The 26,216-nt window shown below is 49.1% G+C and carries 25 protein-coding genes; 9 read left to right on the top strand and 16 right to left on the bottom strand.

Annotated elements, in window-relative coordinates; genetic code table 11:
* Window position 1: 1 nt before the first annotated feature.
* From LKI20_RS00440 to LKI20_RS00430, 3 genes are all read right to left on the bottom strand, one after another.
* Entirely contained in the window at window positions 2-1,432 is a 1,431-nt protein-coding gene (locus tag LKI20_RS00440) for a DHA2 family efflux MFS transporter permease subunit (RefSeq protein ID WP_291768357.1), read from the bottom strand.
* 57 nt (window positions 1,433-1,489) lie between these two features.
* Complete coding sequence (locus tag LKI20_RS00435; RefSeq protein ID WP_291768355.1) at window positions 1,490-2,209, bottom strand: hypothetical protein; 720 nt, start codon at window positions 2,207-2,209, stop codon at window positions 1,490-1,492.
* A 433-nt stretch (window positions 2,210-2,642) separates the two neighbouring features.
* Window positions 2,643-3,209, bottom strand: coding sequence for a hypothetical protein (locus tag LKI20_RS00430; RefSeq protein WP_291768352.1), 567 nt, complete (start codon window positions 3,207-3,209; stop codon window positions 2,643-2,645).
* Window positions 3,210-3,388: 179 nt separating this feature from the next.
* Here LKI20_RS00430 and LKI20_RS00425 point away from each other — a divergent pair, with 179 nt between their 5' ends.
* From LKI20_RS00425 to LKI20_RS00400, 6 genes are all read left to right on the top strand, one after another.
* Window positions 3,389-4,570, top strand: coding sequence for a sensor histidine kinase (locus tag LKI20_RS00425; protein WP_291768349.1), 1,182 nt, complete (start codon window positions 3,389-3,391; stop codon window positions 4,568-4,570).
* A gap of 1 nt (window position 4,571) precedes the next feature.
* Window positions 4,572-5,240, top strand: coding sequence for a response regulator (locus LKI20_RS00420; RefSeq protein ID WP_291768346.1), 669 nt, complete (start codon window positions 4,572-4,574; stop codon window positions 5,238-5,240).
* Window positions 5,241-5,339: 99 nt separating this feature from the next.
* Window positions 5,340-6,242 carry an ATP-binding cassette domain-containing protein gene (locus LKI20_RS00415; protein WP_291768344.1) on the top strand — a complete coding sequence of 301 codons (903 nt, stop codon included), beginning with the start codon at window positions 5,340-5,342 and terminating at the stop codon, window positions 6,240-6,242.
* A 2-nt stretch (window positions 6,243-6,244) separates the two neighbouring features.
* A complete protein-coding gene (locus tag LKI20_RS00410; RefSeq protein ID WP_291768341.1) occupies window positions 6,245-7,132 on the top strand; it encodes an ABC transporter permease in 888 nt (295 codons plus the stop codon).
* A gap of 44 nt (window positions 7,133-7,176) precedes the next feature.
* Complete coding sequence (locus tag LKI20_RS00405; RefSeq protein WP_291768338.1) at window positions 7,177-7,989, top strand: putative ABC transporter permease; 813 nt, start codon at window positions 7,177-7,179, stop codon at window positions 7,987-7,989.
* A gap of 48 nt (window positions 7,990-8,037) precedes the next feature.
* Window positions 8,038-8,718: a hypothetical protein gene (locus LKI20_RS00400; RefSeq protein WP_291768335.1), complete on the top strand. Its 681-nt coding sequence runs from the start codon at window positions 8,038-8,040 to the stop codon at window positions 8,716-8,718.
* Window positions 8,719-8,985: 267 nt separating this feature from the next.
* On the opposite strand, the gene ptsP is transcribed toward LKI20_RS00400, so the two are convergent.
* The 4 genes from ptsP to LKI20_RS00380 form a co-directional block, all read right to left on the bottom strand.
* Window positions 8,986-10,680, bottom strand: a complete 1,695-nt coding sequence (gene ptsP, locus LKI20_RS00395; protein ID WP_291768332.1) for a phosphoenolpyruvate--protein phosphotransferase — start codon at window positions 10,678-10,680, stop codon at window positions 8,986-8,988.
* A gap of 1 nt (window position 10,681) precedes the next feature.
* Window positions 10,682-10,948 (bottom strand): HPr family phosphocarrier protein, encoded by a 267-nt coding sequence (locus LKI20_RS00390; protein ID WP_291768330.1) that lies wholly within the window; start codon window positions 10,946-10,948, stop codon window positions 10,682-10,684.
* A gap of 132 nt (window positions 10,949-11,080) precedes the next feature.
* The gene (locus LKI20_RS00385; RefSeq protein WP_291768327.1) at window positions 11,081-11,938 is read right to left on the bottom strand and encodes a PRD domain-containing protein; all 858 of its coding nucleotides are present in this window, start codon (window positions 11,936-11,938) and stop codon (window positions 11,081-11,083) included.
* A 52-nt stretch (window positions 11,939-11,990) separates the two neighbouring features.
* Window positions 11,991-14,105, bottom strand: coding sequence for a glucose PTS transporter subunit IIA (locus LKI20_RS00380; protein ID WP_291768324.1), 2,115 nt, complete (start codon window positions 14,103-14,105; stop codon window positions 11,991-11,993).
* A gap of 374 nt (window positions 14,106-14,479) precedes the next feature.
* On the opposite strand from LKI20_RS00380, the gene LKI20_RS00375 reads away from it, so the two are divergent.
* Window positions 14,480-15,052, top strand: coding sequence for a hypothetical protein (locus LKI20_RS00375; protein WP_291768321.1), 573 nt, complete (start codon window positions 14,480-14,482; stop codon window positions 15,050-15,052).
* 225 nt (window positions 15,053-15,277) lie between these two features.
* Here LKI20_RS00375 and nhaA read toward each other — a convergent pair whose 3' ends face one another.
* Window positions 15,278-16,516 (bottom strand): Na+/H+ antiporter NhaA, encoded by a 1,239-nt coding sequence (gene nhaA / locus LKI20_RS00370; RefSeq protein WP_291768319.1) that lies wholly within the window; start codon window positions 16,514-16,516, stop codon window positions 15,278-15,280.
* A 135-nt stretch (window positions 16,517-16,651) separates the two neighbouring features.
* Here nhaA and LKI20_RS00365 point away from each other — a divergent pair, with 135 nt between their 5' ends.
* On the top strand, window positions 16,652-17,002 hold the full coding sequence (locus LKI20_RS00365) for a tautomerase family protein (RefSeq protein WP_291768316.1): 351 nt from the start codon (window positions 16,652-16,654) through the stop codon (window positions 17,000-17,002).
* A 21-nt stretch (window positions 17,003-17,023) separates the two neighbouring features.
* Here LKI20_RS00365 and LKI20_RS00360 read toward each other — a convergent pair whose 3' ends face one another.
* The 8 genes from LKI20_RS00360 to LKI20_RS00325 all read right to left on the bottom strand — a co-directional run bounded on the left by LKI20_RS00360 (window position 17,024) and on the right by LKI20_RS00325 (window position 24,165).
* Window positions 17,024-17,395 (bottom strand): RidA family protein, encoded by a 372-nt coding sequence (locus tag LKI20_RS00360; protein WP_291768313.1) that lies wholly within the window; start codon window positions 17,393-17,395, stop codon window positions 17,024-17,026.
* A 66-nt stretch (window positions 17,396-17,461) separates the two neighbouring features.
* A complete protein-coding gene (locus tag LKI20_RS00355; protein ID WP_291768311.1) occupies window positions 17,462-18,241 on the bottom strand; it encodes an amino acid ABC transporter ATP-binding protein in 780 nt (259 codons plus the stop codon).
* Between the two features lie 89 nt (window positions 18,242-18,330).
* A complete protein-coding gene (locus LKI20_RS00350; RefSeq protein ID WP_291768308.1) occupies window positions 18,331-19,176 on the bottom strand; it encodes a substrate-binding periplasmic protein in 846 nt (281 codons plus the stop codon).
* Window positions 19,177-19,347: 171 nt separating this feature from the next.
* The gene (locus tag LKI20_RS00345; protein WP_291768305.1) at window positions 19,348-20,007 is read right to left on the bottom strand and encodes an amino acid ABC transporter permease; all 660 of its coding nucleotides are present in this window, start codon (window positions 20,005-20,007) and stop codon (window positions 19,348-19,350) included.
* A gap of 1 nt (window position 20,008) precedes the next feature.
* On the bottom strand, window positions 20,009-20,656 hold the full coding sequence (locus LKI20_RS00340) for an amino acid ABC transporter permease (RefSeq protein WP_291768303.1): 648 nt from the start codon (window positions 20,654-20,656) through the stop codon (window positions 20,009-20,011).
* A 48-nt stretch (window positions 20,657-20,704) separates the two neighbouring features.
* On the bottom strand, window positions 20,705-21,742 hold the full coding sequence (locus tag LKI20_RS00335) for a zinc-binding dehydrogenase (RefSeq protein ID WP_291768300.1): 1,038 nt from the start codon (window positions 21,740-21,742) through the stop codon (window positions 20,705-20,707).
* The gene (locus LKI20_RS00330) at window positions 21,739-22,758 is read right to left on the bottom strand and encodes a C-terminal binding protein (protein ID WP_291768296.1); all 1,020 of its coding nucleotides are present in this window, start codon (window positions 22,756-22,758) and stop codon (window positions 21,739-21,741) included. Before LKI20_RS00330 ends, LKI20_RS00335 begins: the two co-directional genes overlap by 4 nt.
* Before the next feature lie 114 nt (window positions 22,759-22,872).
* The gene (locus LKI20_RS00325) at window positions 22,873-24,165 is read right to left on the bottom strand and encodes an aspartate aminotransferase family protein (RefSeq protein ID WP_291768293.1); all 1,293 of its coding nucleotides are present in this window, start codon (window positions 24,163-24,165) and stop codon (window positions 22,873-22,875) included.
* Between the two features lie 142 nt (window positions 24,166-24,307).
* Here LKI20_RS00325 and LKI20_RS00320 point away from each other — a divergent pair, with 142 nt between their 5' ends.
* Complete coding sequence (locus LKI20_RS00320; protein WP_291768291.1) at window positions 24,308-26,080, top strand: PucR family transcriptional regulator; 1,773 nt, start codon at window positions 24,308-24,310, stop codon at window positions 26,078-26,080.
* The last annotated feature ends 136 nt before the right edge of the window (window positions 26,081-26,216 follow it).

Here is a 26,216-nt window from a genome sequence, read left to right as displayed (position 1 = left end):
CTTAACGCTTAGCGACTTCATCAACCTTGGTTGTTGCAAGTTTGGGTTTTCTAAAAGCGATTATGGCTAATATCAAGCCGATTACAGATAGTGCGGTCATACCCGCGAAGGAGATATCTAGACCTGCGATAGAGTGGGGAATAGGTATATCCAAACTGTGCAGAGTAGGCAGGCTCGCTGCCCCTACCATTACAGCAACAAAGATTGCTGAACCGAATGCTCCTGCGAGCGTTCGTAAAGAAGTCAGCAGTGCGCTGGCGTCCGAGGTGTAACGCTGTTCAACCGAAGCAATTCCCCATGTGGTAATCGGCATCATCATCAGTCCAACTGCGATCAGGCGAATAGTGAAGATAATAATTACATACAGCGGGTTAGTGGAGTCAGTTAGCAGGCTGAACCCAACAGAACTGATGACCAGTGCTGTCATACCGACAATAGTTAGTGGTTTGGGTCCGATGTTGTCGAATAGTCTGCCAGCGAGTGGGGTGATTGCCGCCATTACTAATGATCCAGGAAGCATCATGAGAGCAGATTCCGTGACTGGGAATCCACGCATCTGTTGCAGATAGATGGGAATGATGGTTGAGCCGGCTATCATGATCGCATACAGTATGCAGATTAATGCCACAGCCATAGAGAATGAACGGTTACGGAAGAGTCTGAGATTAAGGAAGGGCTCTTGCAAACGCTTCTGCCTCATCACAAAGGCAAGTAGCGACATAGCTGAGAGTATGAATGTGCCTATAACCTCGGGGCTGAAGAAGGCACTGGTGCCAAGATTGCTCAAGCCAAGCTGCATACCAGCAAAGCCAAAGCCACACAGCAGGAACGATGTGATATCCATATGTATTGCTTGATTTTCCAGCACATTGTCCATAACAAAAATCGCGAGTAGTAGTACCAAGCTCGATATGATTGCGGATATCCAGAAAATGGGTCGCCATCCGAGCGAATCGACAATCAGTCCCGTCAAGGTTGGCGCTATCACAGGTGCTGCCCCGACGGCTAGACCGTACACACCCATGGCGGTGCCTTGTGAGGAGATTGGGAAAATTGCCAGAATGATGACCTGAGTCATCGACAACGAGATGCCGCATCCTATTGCCTGTATGACGCGGGCAAGCATCAACACGTTGAATGTCGGCGCTACTGCCGCCATAAACAGACCTATGGTGAAAATTGCGATGCCGGTGATGAACAGAGCTTTGGTATGGAAACGTTTCATCATAAAAGCTGTCGCCGGCACGATGATTGCCATGGCGAGTGAGAACCCGCTGGTAAGCCAGTTGCCGAGTACGGCGTTAATATTCAGGTCGTGCATTACCGAGGGTAGTGCTGTTGTTAACGATGTTTGTGCGAAACCGCCAGCTATTGAAGCTGCCAGCATCACGGCAAATATCAGGTTACGGCGGGTGCTGTTTTCGATGCTCATGATTACTTTCTTGCTTCCATAGCCTGACGGTTATGGTGCTCGATGACTTCCACTGAGTCAGTGCTCTCCAATTGTTCGAGCGTGAGCGCTTTGCTCTCTTCGATTGCTTTCTGTTTGAAATCTTCCCCGATGTTCCGGCGAAGAAACATGATGAGCCCAGCAACGATTACTGCGGTACCTAGCCCCATGCCGAGCATGCCTGAACTCTCGCTCGCACTGTCCGACCCTTGAGATTCCAACATAACGTTCTGCACAAACAACCAAGGAGAGCAGAGCGTCGGTGAAAGTGATGAATTTGATTGCAGAATCCATCGGATTACGCTCTCTTTTGGCTACTACAAGCCCACGAATTGCAACGCCTATTTTGACTGCGGTGATGGTGGCAACGGTGATAGCAACAATCTGTGTGTAGCGCGTGGGTGCTTTGACGAAAAACATGAATCCCGAGAAAACAGCATATGAGAGTCCGATGAAACATAACAGCAATCCAGTGCGGTGATACACGCTCATTTCTCGTTCAAGTCTTTTCAGTGAATCACTGATGGTTCTGATACTGCGATGTTGTTGGACAATAGCTAAACGTGATAAGCACAATGCTATGTAGTAGACGGCATTGACGATGAACAGCAAGGAATGGGTCATAATACCCAAGCCGATTTTGACGACTGCCATACTGATGCCGCTGGCGACTGAGCCTGCAGCAGCAAGAGCTGTCCTATCAACTACGGCCATTGCCTGATAGCTTCTCCATGTCGAGCGGATCCGATTACCCATCATCGACCTTTCTGCTTGCTGTTGAACATAAGGAAAGTGACACAGCTGTGAGTGTGTATCAAATGTGCGTCAGCCACTTGATCCCGGGATTTCTGTTCAGGCAGAGCAATATTCTCGAAAGCATGCTCTGCGTGATGAATGGCTGCTGTGGCTCAGAAGTTCTTCGCATCGTTACTAGAACAAGGACTTGAAACTCGGGTGACTGATTGTGACGAACGACTGTTTTGAGTGCATCACAGTACGGCTGTTGAGTCTGAATATTGACTTTGAGCCGTACTGTTGAAGTAATGAGATCTTTTGCTCATGCTGGAGAGTTTTCTTTGTTGACTTTCCAGATGAAGAATCCTGCTCCTGCACAGATGACTGTAATGATTGCGATAAATACTTTCATGATGTTGCCTCCTGATTGTTGTTGAGATTGATTAGATGATGGTGCTTAGTGGATGAGGCGAGCCGCCTGCTCGCCAGTTTGGAAGATCACTGTCTGTTCTTGGTCGATCAGAGGGTCGAGTCGCGCGGTGCGGGCGGATTTGATACCAAAGTATGCAATTGCCCCGCCGACCCATGCGACCAGCCCAATAGCTCCGAGGATGATGCCTCCGGTGCTCACAGCTCCTATGAACATGGATACTGCGAGGAATCCCGCGCCGATGATGCCCAGAACCGCTGCGACGAGTATGGCCGTGCTCTTCTTCGAACGCTCCATGCGGGCTATTGACGCCAGAGAAGCGTTGACCTTGTGCTGCAAATCCTGCATCATCGGCTGGTTTTTGATATTCCGGTCGCGTTTGAAACTCAATGTTGCGGTATTTGAGCGTATAGCTGGGAGCAAAGGGAGCGGTCGTATTGGCGGACGGACTTCCGAACGTTCGAAATTCCAACCGAAATTGCGGTACGCGTCACGATAGAGGTTCTCGAGCTGTTGAGGAGCTCGGACTGTGGTGTATTCATACCCTGCATAGTCTGTGGTCTGTTCACCCATTGTTGATGTCTCAGCGTTCATGGTGTACTCCTAGTGTTGTTGTATGTGAACCGTCATACGCCAAGGTGTTTTCACCTACCGGCGGTTTGTATGACTATCTTCATCCGATGCAGGGGAAAGTGAATCCTCCTGACAGACCGACCGCACTACTGCATATGCAGTAGATAGGCATTAACCATTCGCATGAGAGGACAGATCTCGTGGTAAGGCGTAACGGCAAACGAAGTAGTGAGCACACACCGATGTGGTTGCTGATGCCTCGCATCATGGAAGTGGGCCTTGTATCCATCGTGCTTACTGCATCGCTGGTTATTTTCTATACCGTTGCGTACTCGGGCAGTGATTGGCAGGCATACATGCCGCCGAGCGTTTTACTGTTGGGAGTTACACTAAGTTACCGTTTCCCTTGGGCAGGGCTAGTCGTTATTGCGATTGCGCCTGTGCTGACCTTGCTGTCAGATACTGCCGCTGTCGGGACATGGTCAATGGTGTGTTTCTCGGCGTTCTTGCTGACTCTACGTGGGCTCACCCCAATTGCAGTCGCACCGATTCTGGCGCTGAGCGTTTTTGTACCGTCAGCGCTTTCCACAGGCACTATAGATATATCGATTGATGCAAGCTCTTCGATTTTCGCTTTTTCAGTTATTGTGTGCGCTGTCTTCGGTGCTGCTGCTCGAGGGAATGCACGCTATCGCCAAGAGGTGCAGTTAAGAATTCATGAGGAACAGACGGCTCGAAGAGCAGCGGTCGATAGGGGTATTGCACAGGAACGATTGCGTATTGCAAGAGATTTGCACGACAGCGTGGGACATCAGGTAGCCATGATTAATATGCATCTTGGCGCTGCGGAGGTTTCGTTACATTCAGATGAGGAGGGCGTGCGTAGCAGTCTTGAGGCTGCTCGTGGTTCAGTGCGGGAAGTGCTCAAAGAGACGCAACAGATTCTTGCCATACTGAATACAGGCCGTGATGAGAATGAGCTTGGAGCAACTCCGGGTCATGAGCTCATCTCGAATCTCATAGAATCGTATCGAACCGGTGGCATGCATATCGACGCCACTATCCATAATCTTGGTGATGGCATTGCTCCGCAGGTGAGTATCGCAGCATATCGGATAGTGCAGGAAGGTTTGACGAACGCTCACCGATATGGTGATGGTATGGCATCCATTGTCGTGGAGAGAGATATTGAGGCTGAACAGCTAAAGATAGAAATCGTCAATAGGCATGGTTCACGCAAACACCCGTCAGAGCCTGGAGGAGGGAACGGACTAGTGGGTATGCGTGAACGAGCCGAATCCGTTGGGGGATCGATGGAAATACAATCTGAGTTCCCGTTGTTCTGGGTTGTGGCATCTTTGCCAGTAACAGTAGGGCAGTGAGATGGTACGCGTCATGCTGGTTGATGATCAGGAAATGCTCCGTGCAGGCCTTCGAGTCATACTTAATGCGCATCAAGACATAGAAATTGTGGCTGAAGCGGGAGACGGTATCAGCGCGTTGAGCATTCTTTCAACCACTCAGGTCGACGTAGTGCTGATGGATTTGAATATGCCTGGTATCGATGGGGTAGAGACCACACGGAGGATACGGAAGCTTCCAAATTCCGAGAATATTCGGATTCTGGTGTTGACCACTTTTGATGCAGATGACAATGTTCTTGCGGCGTTGAAGGCTGGCGCTGACGGCTTCTTGGGTAAGGGAGCAAGTCCGAGTGAACTTACTGAGGGGATTTTACGCAGTGCAGCTGGTGAGCATGCCCTGTCAGACCGGGCAGTGCATGCACTTGTCGATAACATCAGTGATCCGAAAGCCGTCGTTCTTGATTCGGACAAAGCTGCTTTGTTTAAACAACTAACGCCTCGCGAGCTTGAGATTGTGCAGCTCATCGTGGACGGACTGAGCAATATACAGATCAGTCGAAGGATTTTTATTTCTCCGTTTACTGTGAAAACGCATGCCAATCGAGCCATGATGAAAGTTGATGCGCGTGACAGAGCGCAGCTGGTTTCTTTCGCTATACAAGCCGGAATGATGCCAGATAACGACTAAATACCAAGGCTGGTACTACTAGCTCCTACTGCGGGTGGAGTAGAAAAGCCGATTCATGTGTACGATTCATTGTTGCTTTCGCCATTCCACAATGAATGCATGCACATTACAGCGAATAACATCAGCAAACACTATGGCAAGAAACTGGTTGTTGATAATGCCAGCTTCACAGTTCACGGCGGGAAGGTAACGGGATTCCTGGGCCCTAATGGTGCAGGTAAATCCACCATAATGAGGATGCTGCTCGGTCTGCACAGACCAGACAGTGGTGATGTTCTCTTCGATGGCAAAGCACTCAGCTCTTTTGAGAATCCCTTGCAGATTGTTGGGAGTCTTCTTGATGCGAAGGCGTTCAACCCACACAACACCCCCAGCCAGTTTCTGCTTGCTCAAGCGGCTACGCATGGTCTGGGAGCCAAACGTGTTGATGAGATTCTGCACCTGACAGGACTCGCCAAAGTTGCCGACAACAAGATGGGTGGATTCTCACTTGGTATGGGACAACGCTTGGGTATCGCCAATGCTCTTCTGGCAGACCCACAGGTACTTATTCTTGACGAGCCTATCAATGGTTTGGATCCAGAAGGAGTGCGGTGGGTTCGTGACACTTTGAAGGCTCTCGCCGCTGAAGGGCGCACCATTCTCATCTCAAGTCACCTGATGGCTGAGATGTCTCAAACGGCTGATCACATCATCGTGATTGGCAAAGGCAAGATACTCGCAGATGCTCCTGTTGATGACATCGTCTCTGGCAAAGGTTCTGTGCGAGTGCGTAGTCCCCAGTTGTCGCAATTGCTTGAGCTGCTTGCCAGCAGAAGTGTGGAGGCGAAATCACTCGAAGGTGACACTGCCACACTCACGGGGATTGAAATCGAGGAGATCGGGCAAATCGCTGCGGAACGCCGCTTTGCACTCTACGAACTGACGCCAGTTGGATCCTCTCTTGAAGATGCATATCTCAACCTGACTGCAGATGCAGTTGAATACAAGACTGGAGAATAATTATGAGCATTACAGCGTTGACTTCGCACGATACAACATCTCAAAGCACAGCTTCTAGAAGCGACGTAACTCATGTGCTGCCGACTATTGGGAAGACCAGAGTAACGTGGTCAGGTCTGATAAGCAGCGAGTGGATCAAGATGAGAACTCGGGTCTCAACATATTGGCTTGGTGGAATCGCTGTCATCATGATGATAGCCATGGCTATCGCATCAGCCATACAAGGGTCGAACGGCGATGTCAGTGCCGACTCTGTGATGGTCATGGCAACAGGAGGCGTTGTCGGAGCTCAGTTCTGCGCCATGCTTCTGGGAGTGTTCACCATCACGAACGAATACCGTACAGGGCAGATTCGCAGTACCTTCAATGCTGTTCCAAAACGTTTGCAGAGTCTGGCTGCGAAGACTGCTGTTGTTGCGATTGCGAGTTTTGTTGTCACGGCTGTATCCATAATGGTCTCTTTCGTCATTGCACATGTGCTCTCCGGACGCGGGTTAGTATTCGACTATTTCAGTGCCGACATCTTGAGAATGTTTATCGGCGCACCGTTTTACATGGCATTCATAGCGGTGCTGTCGTTGATGGTTGGCGCGATTTTACGTAAAAGTGCAGGCGCAGTGAGCATTGTTCTGCTCATGTTTTGGGCGCTTCCAGGATCCATGGTGATACTTCCACCTTCAATTTCGGGAATCGTGGCTGCATTTCTCCCATCCACAGCAGGAGCAGTGTTATACGGGTCGGCCACGGGAGCGGGAGATCAAGTTTTCAGTGCGATTACGCCACAGAGCGCCTTCTCACTACCGGTTTGGGGCGCATTCCTGGTGCTTGTTGCATATGTCGCACTGTTCGCCGCCATCGCTTCGGCAGTTACCAATAGAAGAGATGTGTAAATGCTGGTGAATCGCCGGAATATGCGGGACGGGAAGAGGGATGAATGACTGTACAAGCAGGTACGCCGCTTCAAAGGGTGCGGGAGGTGACCAGACACAGCGTTATAAGTGATAGTACGGCGATGCCACTTCGACGACAGGTGCTCTCGTTGTTCTGGATGTTCATATTCGGAAGTATTGCAGGATATGGGATTGAAGTGCTGTGGGTTGGTTTTTCGCAAGGCCTGTGGATGAATCGTTCCTCATTGGTGTGGGGACCGTTTAGCTTGGTATATGGTCTTGGCTTGGTCGCGCTACAACTGTTGACACGGTATTTGACAGGTCGAAATATGCTCACTTGCTTCGTGGCATGCTCTGTAGTGGGGACAGCAGTTGAATTCCTGGTGAGTTATTTTCAGGATTTATGGCTTGGATCAACATCATGGGACTATTCGAATGATGTGCTGAACCTTGATGGGCGTATAAGCCTCAAGATGGGTCTGATCTGGGGTGTGTTAGGTTTCTTCTACATCTTGGTATCAGTGCCACTTTTTCGCTTTATCTCTCTGATTGGTGTGAGGATTGGCATCTCGCGTATCACCGCAGACCGAGGTTGGATAATGCCTGCTGCTACCAGCCTGGTCGCCATGTTCATGTGTATTAACGGCCTAGTCACATGCCTTGCCATAACCCGATGGCAGGAGAGACAAGAGGATTTTGGACTCACATCTACAGCAGCATCCACAGCAACAGTCAGAATCCTCGACTCGCATTTCGATGACACCCGTATGAAAAATCTTTTTCCCACCATGGTTTTTGCGCATGGACGCGCTGGCACCTCATCTGATAACACGTCGGCACGGACGCACAGCAATTAAGCAATATAGGCAAGATTTTTGAAGGAAGTATTGATGAAGGGAGTTTTTATGAAGGCAGTTTTTATGCAGCGAGTAAAAGCATTAGCTCTGACAGCAGCAATTGCTGCTGTTGCTTTCGCTGTTTCTGCGTGTGGCTCAGCTGACGGAATTGCTGACAGAGCTTTCGGTGACACCTATACCCCCGAGTTCCCCGCTGAATATTCCATAACGTATTCAGTGCAATACCCGCAGGGAAATAACATGGAGATTTCAAAAACACAAGATCTTCAAGGCAATATCAGATATGTTTCGGGAGATATTGACACATTGTTCATCGCATCGGGAAAAGGGCAGTGGCAACGTTATAAGCCCGACAGCAACGGTGCTTACATATCCTCGGATAGTAAGAGTTACAGCGAAGACCAGATTAGTAATATCACCAAGGACTTTGACACCTACGCCAAGACGTCCACACAACAGAACATGCCTGGCACCAAACAAGAGGGCTCGGTGACTGTCCTTGGTCGCACTGCAGCGTTGTTCAGTAATGGAGTTGGTACATCCAAAACCGGAGTGACCTATACTTTGACGGTTGATGATGAAACCGGTCTGTGTATTGGTTGGATCGAGAGCAAAACGGTCGATGGGAAAGCACAACTACCTGACGCTGAAGTCTTCCATGCCACAAAATTTTTCACTAGTAACATCAGCTCGCTGATCAGCGGCAGTATTCACGCCATCACGAGATAACTGCAATAAAAGTGGAGCTAAATTGCAATTTTTGGGGGCAATTGCTCCACTTTTATTGCAGTTATCTCGTTTTAGGATGCGGATGTGCCCAGTGCACAACTCATTAATCAACTTGAGCCAGTGTTAAATACATATGTCCGACGTGAACTTGATATTCCGAATCCTCAGGATTGACGCGACGCATTGAACCGAAATCGACGATGAGGATCTCCTCTCTTGGCACTAATCGAAGAAGATCCTCATACGAAGGCATGCTGAGATTGTGGGTTACAGCAAATCTTTCACTGCCGGATCGGCTATTGCAATCACCGCTTCGCGGGCTTGGACAGCTGTTGAAGCATCCAAAGCTGCCTGTGCCATGCGTTGGCAGCTGGCGAAATTATGCATAGCCAAAGAAGCTCGCACGGCGGCCACTTTTTTCGGTGCCATTGACAGTGAAGTGACACCTAGGCCGACTAATACGAGAGCAAGCAGTGGATCCCCGCCAGCTTCGCCACAAACGCCCATATGACTTTGTGTCTCGGCTCCTCCCTTGCAGGCCAAGGAAATCATTTCAAGAACCGCAGGCTGCCAAGGGCTCAACAAGGATGCTAAATCCCCGTTGAGGCGATCAGCTGCCATGGTGTATTGTGCCAAATCATTCGTCCCTATCGAAGCGAAATCCACCTCTCGCAGCACTCTGGATGCACGCAATGCTGTACCAGGAACTTCGATCATTACACCAACTTTTGGTAGTCCGAGAGCACGCACTTTTTGAGCAAACCAATGGGCTTCATCAACATCGGCAACCATAGGGGCCATTACCCAGACGTCGCCGTGTGTTGCCTGGTATGCACGAGACAAGGCTTCTAATTGGGTGTCAATCAGTTCTTGCTTGCGCATGCCTAAGCGCAGTCCGCGAATGCCTAATGCCGGATTCTCTTCAGAAGGCATTTGTGTAAATGCTAGAGGCTTGTCAGCACCTGCATCCAAGGTACGTACTACTACACGCCTATCGCCGAAAGCTTCAAGCACTCGCGTATAGGTGTCTGTTTGCTCTTCAACGCTGGGAGCATCCTGCCTATCAAGAAACATGAATTCAGTGCGGAATAGGCCAGAACCTTCAAGATCGAGTGCTGCAGCTTTTGTAGCATCCGCAGCACTGCCGATATTTGCCAGCAGTGCTATGTGTTTGCCGTCCTTACTTAATCCTCGACCATGTGAGTTCGCCAACAATGTTGCTCTGCGGGCAGAACGTGTGCTGAGCTCGTCGATTTCCTCTTCGGATGGATCGATGAGTACTGTACCTGCGCCACCATCCAGAGCAAGTTCGTTGGCAATTTTTGCTTCCTCAACGATTCCTGAAACCTTGACGGCAGCAGGTATGCCGAGCTGCGCAGCCAAAATAGCAGTGTGGCTGGTGGGGCCACCCTCTTCCGTGACAATTCCTAATACGATTGACGGATCCAAGGTTGCGGTTTCCGCAGGCGCAAGATCTTTCGCAACAAGAATGCTGGGCTCCGAAAGCTCTGGAATTCCTGGGGCAGGTACTCCACGCAGTTCGCAGATGACTCTGTCTCGGACGTCATATAAATCAGTGACACGTTCGGCCATGTATCCACCGATTTTTTGCAGTTTACTGGCATACTCGCCAACAGCGTTATGGACGGATGCAGTAATACCCTCGCCGTTTTGCAAGTGTTTGCTGATGGTTTTGAGTAGTCCTCTGTCTGCTGCTAGTTGGGCTGTGGCAGTGAGAACATCGCGCGAATTCCCTGTGCTGTGTTCAGCACGTTCCTTAAGTTGTTGCGCCACATGTTGCATTGCATCATGCACGATTGCGCTATCACCCTCAGCGTCATGCGATGGAGTTTCATGAGTATCTACGCCAATCGCGGTAGCGACTAATGCTACAGGGCCGTGCACTGCTCCAGCACTTACGCCAATTCCATGAAGTATATGTTGCACTGTTTCGCTCAGCATGTCAGTCTGCATCAAGATCACTGGCAAGCATTGCCACGAGCTCATCTAAAGTTGACGCATCCGCATCGTTCGCTGTACTGAGAGTTACCTCATCGCCATTGCCGACGCCGAGCGTCATCAACTCCAATACACTTGCTGCGTCCACAGTTTCGCCTTGGAAAGTGATATCAACGTCAATTCCGGAATTGGCCACGGCTTGGGAAAAACGAGCTGCTGGACGAGCATGAAGACCAGATGCTGCACCAACTGTAACGGTTTTTGAAATCATGAGGGTTCCTTTCTGAACAATCCGGTAGCCATCGCTACGGATGTGTTGTTGTCGTCCTTAACAGGGCGACGAACAAGTGCTGTATTAGAGGCTGCTGAGGCAACCTGATTACTGAGGTCAAAGTAGTAATAACTAAGCGTGAGTTTTAACTTTAGGTTGCTGAGCAACTCGGTAAACATGAAGTGCTAGATAAGCGATTTCATCTTCTGTGAGATTTACATCGAAACGGAGTTCAACGATTGTTGCCAGTTTCTCCGCACAATCCATAGCGTCGGGATAGCTCTGCATAATTGCGGTGGCGATTGGTGACCGTTCATCACCCTCAAGCTGCTTATGCTGGTGAATCCTTACGAAGAGATATCGCAGATGTGTGATGAATCGGCCAACATTGATCGAGCTGGAATCGAGTCGGACGCGGCAACTGCTTTCAACCACGGCGAGCATCTGCTGAATAATGCCTGTCATGGTGTATGTATACGTCAAATCCCCGGTGGAGAATCCCGCATTAACGAGATGTAGCGCCAGTGCGATTGCCTCAGCACGGGGCATCGCATTGTTCAGACGGGTATTTAATGCACCAAGAAGCTCAACGCTTTTGCTGTATTCCTCGGGGTAGAGATGTTCAACCTCGGCTTGTAACGGATATTCAACTGTGATTCCCTTCTTGATGCGCTGCAGAGCAAAACCAACGTGGTCGGATAGCGCCATAACCAGCATTGGTTTGCTCTGCGACAGCTCTTTAAGACCAACATCTTGCATGGCATCAGTAACAATTTGGATGATATCGGGTGAAATACACGACAGCATCTCGGCCATATGATCAGGATCGCGTCCGTCAGAGGGAATGAATTTTCTGACAACTTTTTGTGGATCAACGTGTGCGCCGGGCTTCGCTTGAAAGCCGAGACCTCGGCCTGTAAGGATTACTTCATCGGCATGTTCGTCCTTCGCTAACACCACATTATTGTTGAATACTCGAAGAATTTCCATGGCGACCTCCTTTCATAACGAAGCCCATGTGCAACGTCATCAATCCCTGAACTCAATGCTCCACTGCAATGATGGGATCCCCTATACCCACGTTAACATCAGTTATTGGTTCCACGGTATGTAAACGCAAGGTATTGGTAACAGTGACAACTGTGGTGGTGCTATAACCGGCTGCGCGAATAGCATCAAAATCGACAGTTGTGAGCAGGTCGCCTACATTAACTCGACTTCCTTTGCTAACTGCAACGGTGAAGCCTTCTCCCTTCATCTTTACGGTATCAATGCCAATATGAACTAGTACTTCTACACCATCGTCAGTTTTGATGCCGAACGCATGGCCTGTTTTGGCGACGCTGAGCAGAGTACCGCTTACAGGAGCAACCACGGCAGATCCATCAGGAACGATGCCTACTCCTTCTCCCAACGCTTTGGTGGCGAAAACTGGGTCACCAGTTTCGTCGAGCGTGATGACATGTCCTGCTATTGGAGCGCGAACTACAGAAACGGGTGCGGCAGCTGGTGATGAATCAGACGTTCCTGAGAGAGTCCCAGGAGTATCTGCGGTTAACGTTGTTACCGGCTGAGTGGATAGCGCTTCCTGTGCTGAAGCATCCGCAGATGCTTGTTGCTCGGCTTTTGCCAAGGCTGCAGCTGCTTCAGCTTTTTGCTCAGGTGTGCGGTAATCGCTGATGATAATTAGTGTCATAGCTACTACGAAAGCAACCGCAACTGAAATTGCGTATACCCACATTGGGCTAAATACAGGGATAGTTAGCAATGAAGTGAATGCGAATGCTCCGGTTCTGACTCCACCATAGGGCAAACTCAAAATGGCTAGGGTAAGTCCGCCTGCGAAGCAGCCGACCAGCATACGCGGATAGATCCTCTTGAAGCGAAGATGAATGCCATATAGAGAGGGTTCGGAAACACCGCCGAAGAGACCTGCGACCAAAGCGCCGGTTGCGGTCTGCTTCATGACTTTATCCTTATTGCGCCAAGCGATGAACAGCACACCGGCGGTTGCGCCGAAGCAAGCGAAGTTCCATGCACCCATTGGGCCTTGAATGAAGTCATAGCCGAGAGTTTGGATGTTGACCAACATCAGAGCATTCAATGGCCAGTGCAAACCAAGTGGTACGAGGAACGGGTAGATCATAGGAATGAGAATTGCGAAGATGAATGGAGCAGTGGTATTTAGCCAAGCTAGCCCTGCGCCGATGCCGTTGCCGAGCCAGATGCCGAGCGGTCCAATGAGGAAAGCTGTGAGTGGGATGATGATAATCATCGACAGGAATGGCAGGAATACCATTTGTACGCTACTCGGAATGACTTTCTTGAAACCGTGATAGACCAAGGCGAGTACTGCAACCATCATTAATGGAACGAATACATTGCCGCCGTAATCGTTCAACTGCATGGTGAGACCAAAAATCTTGGTGGTGCAGGAACTAGTGTTCAGTGTTTGGTTGACGACGCAGAGAGTTTCATTGGGGAAAGTTTTAACATCTGAAAGACTCATGAAATTCGGTGTCATCAATGCCGCCATAACCGTTGCGCCAAGCCAGGGATCAACCTTGAGCTTCTTCGCTGCATTGTAGGCAATCATGATGGGTAGGAAGTAGAACACACCACGCCACATGGCATCAACAAATACCCAGCCCGCAGCTTTTGTAGTTGAACGGAAGTCAACAATGCCGAGTGCATCCATTACGGATGCAAAGGCGATAATTAACGAAGCACCCAAAAGCACGCCAAGAATTGGACGGAATGAATCGGAAAGATATTCGAAGAATGAATCCAGCCAAGCGACTTTGCCGCGCGCTTTGCTTCTCGCAGCTGCCTTAACGTCAGCATTAGATGCGTCTGCTGTGCCGTTCGATGCTTCGTCGGATTCTTCACCATGAGAAACATTCGCCATACTTGGTAGCGAGACGATGGCGTTATACATGGTTTCTACACCGCCGCCAATGACTACCTGATAGCGATTGCCACTTTGTGCAACAGCTCCCAGTACTTCTGGTGTTGCTTCAAGAGCTTGCTGATCTACGTTGTTATTGTCTTTAAGTTCAAAACGGAGACGAGTAGCACAATGAGTCATACTGCGCACATTGGCTGAGCCCCCGATGCCGGAGATAATTCTCTCGGCAGATTCCTGTGTATTGGACATCGTTGTCTCCTTCTTCACGGATACACACCGCAGCACAAACAAAAAAAGACCTGAGACAGATATAACTCTGTCTCAGGTCTTGCCTCATTACTGAGTAGCAACCCTGCTATTACTGCGATTGATGGTAACCGTACCACTGAAGGTAATGTGGCGCAACACTGAGGATGATGTGGCGTGTGCAGGGTGGATTTCGAATACTTGAAGCTGCTGTTGAGCTCTCGCAATACTATATCGACAAGTATGCGGCACTCGGATACCTGCCTATTACTGTTGTTGTCCCACGATATGTGAGTTGAACGCGCTTAAGCTTGCTTACGCGTCACATGAAGTGTTAATAGTTGCGGTGATGAGTACTGACGATAGGGGTGATTGTGATGGGCGCAGAGAAGAACGATGACGATTGGTCGCCCATTCCTCTCAAGAGTATGGTGCAAGGTGCGCTGATTACGGAGAGCATCCTGCTTCCCGTGAATTTCTTGTTATGTTGGTTGTGCGGAAAGATATTTTCGCTGACTCGCATTTCTTCCTCAACATTGTTTGGAATCATTGTATTTTCGACGATTTTAGGTGCCGTATGTAGTGGGTGTATCAGTTATATCTGCTCACAACGTCAGCGTAGTGATCACCCTGCTCCTTGGTATGTAGCGATTCAAGCGCTCTGTTTAGCAATTATTGCTGTGGTCATTAGTGTGTTGAGCGGAAGTACTTACTTGCAAGCCGTATCTGTTGGCCTGATTATGGGGATTGTGGAGCTCTCTGTCAATTTGTGGGTTGAGTTGGATAGCCACAACAAAACACTGACAAGAGAACAAGTCACTGAAAAGATGGAACAAACACAGGCTATGACGCAAGAAGTATTTGCTGACGAAATCGGTCATCTTCATGATGCGCAGCAGCAGAAACTCGACGAAGTAAATCGCAAACACGGCGTTGATAAGCTCCATTGAGAGTGGCTCGTTAGCTTCATCGTGAACACGATTTGCGGTGGGTGCCTATATGCAATTCGTGCTGTCTATGTAGGTGTACAACTTCGATGTAGGCATCTTGGGTGGCCATGATTATTATTTCTCAGAATCGTGAATGGTTATTATCTCCATGCCATGAATGTCATTCCATCCGCAGCTCAGTTCAGAATCTTTAGCTCCGTATTCGGTGATTGGTCATGGTTGCGGTTATTGCATTTGTGGCACTGGGCCTGATCCTTTACCGACACCTGAAGACGCAGAATGCTGATGCTCGTCAATCTTGAGGATAAGTACGCCGAGGATACAGGCGATCAATGATCCGAGGAGAACCGCGAAACGAGCAGTGTCAATGAAGGATTGCTCACTGAATGCCAGACCTGACATCAGGAACGATACGGTGAAACCGATTCCGCATAGCTGGCTGACACCGAATAATTGCATGGGACGTGTGTTGTTGCCGACCGTAAGACCTGCCATACTGCATAGCTTCGTTGCGATCATGATGCCGAGGGGCTTTCCCACGACAAGTCCAATGGCCACGCCTAGGAAGAGCGGGGTCGTGAGGGTGTCGGCGCTGACTTCATGTAGAGGAATTCCCATCGCGAAGAAGGCAAATAGCGGCAGCGCAATCAGGGCTGATATCGGAGAGAGCTTGCGTCTATATCGTTCCGCACGCGGGGAATTTTCCTGGTGAATGGGTAGCGCAGGTGTGAGCAGACCAATAGCGACTCCGGAGAGAGTCGGGTGAATTCCGGCCAGAATCATCGCATACCAAGCGCCTATACCCACGGCGATGAGCAGGGGCCAGAAGGGTTTGCGCGTGCGAGTAAGAAGAAACCAGGCAAATAAGCACGCTGTCAATGCCAGTAAGGCCCATATCGATGAAGGATGCGAATACACGATTGCGATTAGGAGGATTCCTATTACGTCATCGACTGTGGCCAATGTCAGCAGGAAGGCCCTGATTGCAGGTTGCACATGTTTTGAAGCCAAAGACAGCACAGTGACGGAGAAAGCGATATCCGTGGCTGTCGGGATAGTCCACCCTTGTGCGGTTGATGGTGATGAGAAATTGATTGCGATGAAGAGCAGGGAAGGGACGATAACCCCGCAGATGGCACCAATGATGGGGGTGGCGGCATTACGAGGATTCTTGAGGAATCCACTTGCCATTTCTTGTCGCAAGTCAAGGCCGATGACCAGAAAAAATAGTGTCAGCAGTCCGTCCTGCGCCCATTGCGAGATGGAAAGGTTGAGATGAGGCAATGGAAGATTCGTCGCGAAATCAGAGATGAGCCGGTAGTTTTGTGACGTCCCAGGTATGTTGCATACAAGGAACCCGATTACACCCATGAACAGCATGAGCAAACCGCTGTGTTTCTCGTTATTTGCAAAGGTCTTGATGCGTCGTATCATTCCCGTGACTGTTTGAGGGATTGAAGACATGTCGACCAATCTTTCGATGTTGTGCTGGGAAGAATCAGCTTATCATTGCCTATTTGCGGTGAGATTGAAATTGCTGATCGCTTTGTGAGGCGGCCGCCTATACTTTCGATAATCTTGCCAGTATGACGATCCACTTTGTTCGCTACATGGGTCTTAAGTCCCGCTACTTTTACGCCTTCGATTACGGGGCCGATTGGTTTTCGTTTGGTGCTGAAACAACTCGACTGGATTTCGGGCATTATCAGTAGAACAGCAATATATACAGCTCTGGGCATTGAGCGCAGCGACGAGGTGTTGGTGTTCAGCCTCGTCACGCGTCCGTGCACCGAAGAGCAGAAGAAGATGTTCTATGCCGATCTCGTTCATGAACTCCATGAGCAGCTGTGTGTTCGGCAGGAGGACGTCATGGTGAATTTGAGCGTCAATAGCGATGCGGACTGGAGTTTCGGTCCTGGTCGGGCTCAGTTCCTCACCGGCGAACTCTAATAAGTCTTGTGGTGCGCAGGGTTAGACTGTGGCCGCCCGCGCAACAACTTCGATGCTATATCCGGGAAGCCTTGCGCCGACAGTTGCTCGAGGGGGATAGGGCGCAGGAATCATGCTTTTGTATACAGCGTCAAAGGCAGCATAATCATTGTCTATATCGTTAAGAAAAACTTGCACTTGTAATAGGTGGTTAAGGTCCGAACCAGCTTTTTTTAGTATGTTCTCGAGTAGTTGAAGCGATAAACGAGTTTGTCCCTCGATACCCTTGCCTTGAACAACTCCAGTGTCAGGGTGGTGCGGGGTGCATCCAGATGTGAAAACAACACCATTCGCTACGGTTGCATGACTGTAGGCCGCAACGGTGTTTCCAAGAGTAATTGTCTGAATATCCATAGTTTCTCCTGATGGGTAATAGTGGGCAGCGCGACACATAGGTGTCTACGCCGTTGCTCGGCGAAGTTAGCGATCAATGACTGCCGTGAAGAATTTGCGGGTACGTTCCTTCTGCGGTGATGTCATGATTTCATCTGGGTCGCCCTGCTCAAGAATTCCGCCATCGCCCATAACTACTAAGTGATCACCTATTTCTCGTGCAAAGCGCATCTCGTGAGTGACCACCAGCATGGTCATGCCACTGCGTGCAACATCTTGCATTACGCGGAGTACGTCAAGACCAACTTCGGGGTCCAAAGCTGAAGTTGGTTCATCAAACAGCATGATTTTTGGTTCTAGAGCCAATGCTCTGGCAATGGCTACTCGTTGTTGTTGTCCGCCTGAAAGCTGGCTAGGTCTGGCTTGCGCGCGGTCTGCGAGACCGACCTTGCTGAGCAATTCCATGGCTACTTCCTTACTTTCTGCAGCAGAACGAGATAGCACGCGTTGTTCAGGAAATACGATGTTCTCAAGGACGCTCATATTAGGGAAGAGATTGAAACTTTGGAATACCATGCCGACATTACGTCTGAGCTGAATCAAATCATTGTTGGAAATCTTCATACCTGATTCAATATATTGCCCAGCAATCCACATGTTGCCCTTATCAGGTTGCTCAAGAAGGTTGATGCATCGAAGGAAAGTACTTTTCCCCGCTCCTGAAGGCCCAATAATCGAGCACACTTCCCCTTTTCGCACACGCAATGACACATCAGAGAAAATAGTGTGATCGCGGAATGACTTTCCAAGAGAAGCAATCTCCAAAATGATATCGGTGTCTCTCTCGCTGTCTGCTGTATGTTCCATGGGCGTATCCCTCTCGAAGTGCTAATGACGGATTTGGTGGCCGGCATCAGTGTTATGCCGGCCAGATATTCCTTGGTTCTAGAGATGTGTTAGATGAGGTCACTACTGGTGATTTTCGTAGCGCTGGTGTCGAGACCCATATCGGAGAAAATCTTAGCGAGAGTACCGTCATCGCGAAGCTTCTTGATATCGGCATTTAGTGCGTCTCCAAGAGCGGTGTTGGTTTTCGTATAGGGGATTCCAGCTTGTACACCGTCGACCGATGAAGAAACTCGACTATCCGCTTTGGCGACCTTACTGCTGTAATCTTTACCCTTCGAATATGCTGCAGCAGTAGCATATGAATCAAAACCTGCCACGATTCTCCCTGATTCGATATCCTCGCGCATCTCAACATTGGAGGAGTAAATAGTGAGATTGTCACCCCAAATCTTTTTAGTGTCGTTTAACCAGAGGTAACCGTCGACCGTGCCAACCTTTTTCCCTTCAAGCGACTTCAGAGTATCTGTGCCATCCTTGGACACTATTCCCAGCTGATCGGCATACATGGCGTCAGACATGCCGACAACTTTGGCGCGTTCTTTGGTGCGGTAATAATCTCCGATTGCGATGTCTGCTCGGTTTGATTGAACTGCGGGAATGGCTTCAGCGAAAGAAACTTGTGTATAACTCACGCTGAGACATTCAAGGTCGGCTATTTTGCTAATGATGGATGGGTCAATTCCTGTAGCTTTATTATCCTTATAGCTGGTAAATGGAGGTAACTCTGGAATGGCTACAGTGAGTTGCCCTGTGGTGATCGTGCTAAATTCGTGGGCTGCTTTGCAGTTAGATGAGCTGCTCGAAGCACCGGATGATGACCCGCATGCTACTAAGCCAGACATCATGAATACTGCGGATAACGATCCTACTATTGCCTTCTTCAGATTTCTCATGCTTCTCCTTACATAACCTCAGGTATGGTTGTTGCGAAATTGCTGTTGTTTCAAACGTCAGTGCTGAAGTTCGTGGCTTTTCGTTTTATAACCTTTTCGCTAGTTGTGGGGATGATGCTTCCCCTGGATGTGATGCCGTATCGAATCCCCTTTCTCGCTTAAGCGCTCTCTCTAATGAAGAGCCACGCTTCGTTCAAGCCAAGCGACGAGTATTGTGCAGAGTGTTGAAACCGCCGCATACAACAACCCAGCCAAAGCGAACACCGCAAGATATTGGAAGGTTTGTAAACCGTAGGAATATGAGATACCCGTTATTTCTCTGACGGTGATGTTGTATGTCAGCGAGGTCATTTGGAACAGTTGAATCGAATAACCGAGCAGCGCAGGAATAGCTATACGCATGCCTTGCGGGATCACGATTTTTCTGTAGATATCTGACCATTTCAAATCCAGAGCTTGACCAGCTTCAATCTGCGAGCGAGGCACGGATCGCAAACCTGAACGGATATATTCACATGAGTATGCAGCTGTGGTGATTGATAGGCCAATGAATGAAGAGATTAGAGCACTAAAGGTGAGCCCAATATCAGGTAAGCCATAGTAGATAATATATAGAGTCACCAAGGCGGGGGTTCCGCGACCAATCTCAACGATAGCGAAACAAGGCCATCGCACTATTTTGAGACGGCTCCCCGAACCTAATGACAGTAATAATCCGAGGGGCATGCCGATGAGGATGACCACAACCGTTATGAGTAGGCTTAGTTTCAAGCCGTCGAGCATTTCGGGAAGTGCACCCGCCCAAACGCTTAACCACGAGGTTTCAGACATATTATCTGCCCCCTTCAAGCTGAATGCTTTCAGTTCGGCGTGCCAGCAAGGCTATAGGAATGCTGATGAGAATATAAAACAGTGCGGCTACGAAAAATGGAGTAACGCCCGCCTGGGATGACTGTCTTGAAACCAAGCTAGCTTTGAATGCCATTTCGCCTACCCCGATAGCCGAAGCCAGTGTTGAATCTTTAAGCAGTCCAATGAAATATGTAGTGAAAGAAGGAATCATCGTCCTTATTGCTTGAGGGAAAATCACACGAGAATACCGACTTGCATAACCAAGGCCAAGTGCTTGTGCAGCTTCGAATTGACCGTTCGGAATGGCTTTGAACCCTGAACGCAATATTTCAGAGAGATACCCCATCGATACGATGCTCAAGCCTAAAATTCCGGCTTGGAGTGAAGTAAGTCTGACTGTGCCAATTTCTATACCAAAATACAGCAGCATCAGCCACACTAACGGAGGTATGCCTCGTTCAATCCAAATGATGAGCTGTGCGAGCCCTCGTATAGGTGCAGATTTGCTGACGCTAGCGAGAGAAATAGGAACAGCAAGCACAAAGCCAATCGCGAAAGCTGACACCGAAAGTAATAGAGTCAGTGGAAGTCCCATCAAGACCGGCCATACGATGGTGTCAATCATCATTCCTCTCCTGTCTAACGGTGATTAATTCCCGATATTCAACGCCGGCATTCATTGGATGATCGCCTTCACCGTCACACGCTGATCCATGTCTTGATATGCCTGTGCGATTGACGACAAGTGGTAACTGTTGTTGAACACCACTCCTGCTTGAACGCGGTTATCCAGAACTAAGGGGAGCAGACCTCCGATATAACGTCGGGCAGGGCATATCCCTCCAGTCAAGGTGATATTGCGTGAGAACAATTCGGCAGGGCTCACTTGCACACCGTGAGGTAAACCAACGTAACTCACAGTTCCTCCAGGAGCAGCACAGTCTAGAGCTGTTGCAAATGAAGATGATGACCCGACACATTCGAGAACCACATCAGCCATCAGACCATGCGTAAGAGTGCGAATTGCCTCGATAGCTTCCTCACCCCTGGTGGTAACGATGTGGTCGGCTCCGCAATCACTGGCCAAGGCATTTCTATCGATGTGACTACTTCCAGCATTAATAACCAGACCTGCACCAAGCAATCGTGCTGCCTGTATAGCACTGAGTCCGACCGCACCGTCGCCTACAACCACAACGGTGTCGCCAGGATTGATATGAGCGCTGTATGCAGCGTGATATCCGGTTGAGAACACATCACTCAATGCCAACAATGACGGTACCAATGATGAGTCGGGACGCTCGCCGCTAGGCAGAGCTTTCACTAAGGTTCCGTCAGCAAAGGGTATTCGTGCAGCTTCACCTTGGCCCGCATCGGGTGTGTCTCGACCCCAAAAGCCGCCGTTACTGCAGCTGGACTGCAGACCACTACGGCAATACCGGCACTGTCCGCAACTAAAACGGAATGGGACTATAACCCAATCGCCAACAGCCACCTGCTCTACGGCGGAACCAATTGCCAGTACTTCGCCAGCGAATTCGTGCCCGATACGAGTGCCTGGTGCAGCACCTTGCCCACGGTAAGTCCACAGGTCAGAGCCGCATACTGCACTAGCCTCAATGCGTACCACGGCGTCCGTGGGCTGTTCAATTACAGGATCTGGAACATGCTTCAGAGTGATATCGCGCAATCCGTTGTAGATAGCTGCTCTCATGCTGCATCACCTCTTTGCGCAGCATTCCAAGCTGTATTGACGAGATAACGGGGTGTGGTGTGGTCAACCAGCACATCCACCATGCCTCTCAAGGCCATTTCTCGCGCCTGGTAAAACGACTCTTGAGAAAGAAATGCCGCATGTGGATTGATAACGACATTGTCAAGGGTTTTTAGCGCTGATTGCTCGCTCTCTTCATCCTCGATTACATCAATTCCTGCGCCTGCAATCACATGCGATTGAAGTGCAGCAACCAAGGCCTTCTCGTCGATGATGCTACCGCGTGCAGTGTTGATAATCACCGCGCTGCTCTTCATCATTGCAAATTCATGCTCTGAGATCAGATGATATGTTTCTGTAATCAGAGGAGTATGCAGAGAGACGACATCTGAGCGCTTAAGGAGCTCAGCAAGCGTCTCAACTTTTTCTGCTCCAAAACCGGCTATAAACTCAGCAGTTTTAGTAGGCGCGAATACCACAACATTCACACCTAGCGCTCGCAGAACAGGCATCATGGTTTGAGGAATGCCACCGAAAAATACCAGACCAACGGTTTGACCTTGCAATCGGTGCGGCATCCTACCATCAAGAGGTTCCCATCGTCCCTTACGGACACTTCGATCGTAGAAACTAATCTTGCGGTTGAGATCTAGCATCATAGCTATTGCAGTAGTGGCTACTTCTTGCTGGCAGAAGCCAGGAGCATTAGTTACCGCAATACCGTGTGCAGTTGCTGCTCGCTTATCGACCATATCGGTGCCTATTGATTGCAGACCAACTACCTTCAACCGCGGTAAACGATCAATAATGCTGTCGCTTATATTGAAATATTCGACCACCACACCATCTGCTTTTTGATTTGCGGCGATAAATGTTTCCTCATCGGGAGTTTCGCAAGTGACGCTATGGAGTTCGACAAGGTGTTCCATATGCCACGATTCAAGAAGGCTCTGCTCATAATCCAAACCTCCGGAAATGTTGAAATATGAAATGTGCATCAAGTCGTTGGTGCTCATATCGCGCTCCTTAATGTTTGGCGGTGTGTAGTTCTGATATGAATGGTGATTTCTCTAATGCTGACGGACCGCAATTCTCGGTAACACTGTGGGGATAGATATCGAAAGTGACTGTTATGCGTCAGCTTGTTGTGCTTGTGCCAAGCTTTCATCAAGAATGGCTATGCCTTCGTCAATAACGTCTTGAGTGACATTAAGAGGTGTTGCCATGCGCATACCGTTGCCTTTCACGCCACATGAGAGCGTGAGCATATGTCGTTTCAGCGCCTGTGCCCTAGTAATTTCAACCAAATCGCCACCTGATCTACCATCACTATGATCAAGCTCAATGGCCAGCATGAGTCCCAAGCCTCGAACATCGTGCACGATTGGATATTGATCCTTGAGCTTGAGCAATTGCAAGCGAAGATAGTCACCCATCTTGTTGACATTCGTGAGAATATCTGATGCTGCAAACTCATCGAGTACCGCTAGGCCAGCAGCTCCCATTATTGGATTGCCGCCAAAGGTTCCGCCGTGCATACCTGGATGCCATTCCTCCATGATTTCAGGTGTGCTGACTACTGCGCTTGCGGGTATACCACCGGCTAGCGCTTTGCCGAGAGTCATGATGTCAGGTACAACTCCAGCATGTTCAGAGGCAAACATGGTGCCGGTTCTTCCATATCCTGCTTGGATTTCATCGAAGATTAGGAGAATGCCATGAGCGTCACATAGACTTCTTAATCCTTTGAGGAAGGAATCAGGCGGAACAACGTAGCCTCCCTCTCCTTGGATGGGCTCCACTAGAATTGCTGCGGTCTCATCTGGTGCGCAGATATAGTCAAAAATTCTTTGGATATCGTTCAAACACCACTGGCTACGCTGTTCAGCATCATAGCCATCAGGGCATTGATCCACTGAGGGGTATGTTGCGAAATGGATGCCACCTACTAAAGGTTCGGCATATTTGCGATATTTGGAGTTTGAAGCAGTGACCGACATTGCTCCGAAGGTCCGGCCGTGAAATGAACCTTTGAATGCGATGATTCCAGGCCGTTTGGTGTAGGCTCTGGCTAGTTTCAGAGCACCATCGGTGGCTTCTGCGCCTCCGTTAGAGAAAAATGTGCTCGACAATTCGCCAGGTGCTGCCTGTGCAATACGTTTTGCTAATTGGAGTGTGGTCGGGTAATTCACCATATTGAATGAAGCTGTGGTGAGCTTAGCTACCTGTTCGGTAATCGCCGCTACTACCTTGGGATGACTGTGTCCAAGGGCATTTACGGCAATCCCCTGTACCCAATCTAAATATTTGGTACCGTCAGTGGTCCAGATATGGCTCCCCAGGCCTCGCTCAACGACTAAATCAGTAGTTTTGTATAGTGCTGGTGAGAGATAGGCTTCGTAATCGCTGAATTGAACATCCATCAGAATCTGCTCCTTGGTTATGCAGAACTTCACATGTTGATATCTGCAATGTAGGTGAGGTGCGAAGAGCAAACAATGGATGCAATGTCCATGTAAATTCGAATTCATGGACATGAAATCATAGGTATAACATACTGTTCACATGTCAATTACAGTTGGGGAGCTTCTTAAAATCAACGGTCTTCATTTGCGTTTGTTGAATCACGCCAGTCTAGAAGCGTTACGACATCACATCGTTTGGATTCATCAAAGTGAAATTTTGGATTCACGAACCTTCTCCGAGCCAGGGGAGGTGCTGCTCACTGTTGGTTTGAACTTACCGGAGTGGGATAGTGATGCTCGCGGTGATAATTTGCGGCAACAACAATCGCATTTCGAATCTGTCTGCGAGGAATACATCATAGGTATGTGTGAAGCAGGCGTATTGGCTTGTGGTTTTGGGACGGGTGTGAAACATCGTAAGGTACCTGATGTATTAGTTGATGTTGCTGAAAAGAACGATCTTCCTGTGTTCGAAGTGCCGCTTGAAATTCCTTTCCAAGCGATAGAAAAAGAAGTATTCCATTCGCTTGCTGAAGACGAATATGCAGATTTGCGGACCGTGTATTCAGCACAGCGGCGTTTAATTGCAGCCGCGCATTCAGAGAACCCAACTCATTCAGTTATTTTGAAAACAGCGGAAAGTATCGGTGGATGGGCTGCATTCCTAGCTCCTACAGGGGAAGTTGTTGATAGTTCACACATCGCTCCGCGAGGCGTTGCTAGAGATCTTGGTCTTGAGTTTATTGAGCGTCGAAACATGCAACGAGACTCCAGCCATAGACCCAGAACGATGTTTTTTCTGCGAGATGGCTTAGATTGCAGCATTTCCGAGGTGCTATACAACAGTGTGGAAACATTAGGCTATGTAGTTGCAGGGATACAACAGTCAGAAAAGTCAGATATGTCATTGCGCTCTGCAGTTACCGTTGCAGCTGAGATACTTTCTGTAAGTGCTCCGGTTAGTAGGTTGGAATCACGACGGATGAGCCATACGCGTTCGGTCGTTCTTCGGCAGGCGTTCAACGGAGATACATCTCTGGCAAGAGAACTGAGTGATGATTTGTGGGGTGGTGCTCCTCGTTCACCTATCAAGGTCTGTTGCATTCGCGATGCAGGTGTAGAACATCATGAAGAAACGCGTAGTGACATACTCGTCGCTCGAGAGATTTATGAAAGCTTGTCTTCTAGAGTGGAGATGATTCGTGCGGATGCAACCTTGGTGCACAGCTCAAATCCGGTTCTATTTGGTTTCCATGATGCTATGTTGTGGATTGTGATGGATGCCAATAGCGAGCAATCGGTACTGCAAACCCTCTCCAGTGTGTTGAAGGGGAGAAGAGAAAGTATTGGGATTTCGGCTGAACATTCCTGGAGTGATCTGACAAAAGCTGCAGATGAAGCCCTGCTGTCTGAAAAGCTTGGGGGCTATGCGAGCGCTATTGTTTCGGGATTTTCATATGCGGGGAAGCTAACTAGTGTGGCTTCGCAGGGGGATATCAGTGTTCCAGTTATGGGAATAGACCGCCTTGCATCACTTAATCAATTGGATCTTGTCGCGCCAGAAATCGCGGACGCATTCGCAAATGCCTTTTTTGATCCACTTCTCGGTGATGAGGTAAAGAGTACACGTCAGGGGACAATTTTGATGAGTACACTGATGTCCTTCGTTGACTGCTCTTTCAACATCAAACACTGTTCAGAAAAACTTGGAGTGCACCGGCACACCATTGAGAATCGAATTATCAAGATTCAGCAGATGCTCGGCGTGGATTTCGCACGAGCCGAGGATGTATCTCGTGTATGGTTCGCTGCAAATGCTTTTAAACGTAGCCAAGCTAGAAATGCTCAAGGACTTGCACCAATGCAACCTTGAGGGGACTGATGCATAGGACTACTGCTGTTTCGATTACTGGAAGCTAAGGCTTCAACCTCATCGAGTCATGATGAAAGTAGTGATCTCAGTAGCGCTGTTTGTAAACAGTGTTGTTACAAACAGTCTGTCGAGGAAG

Origin of the sequence: Bifidobacterium sp. (assembly GCF_022647885.1) — a bacterium.
GTDB lineage: Bacteria > Actinomycetota > Actinomycetes > Actinomycetales > Bifidobacteriaceae > Bombiscardovia.
The sequence above is the reverse complement of the archived record's forward strand: the minus strand, read 5'-3'. Positions and strand labels throughout refer to the sequence as shown.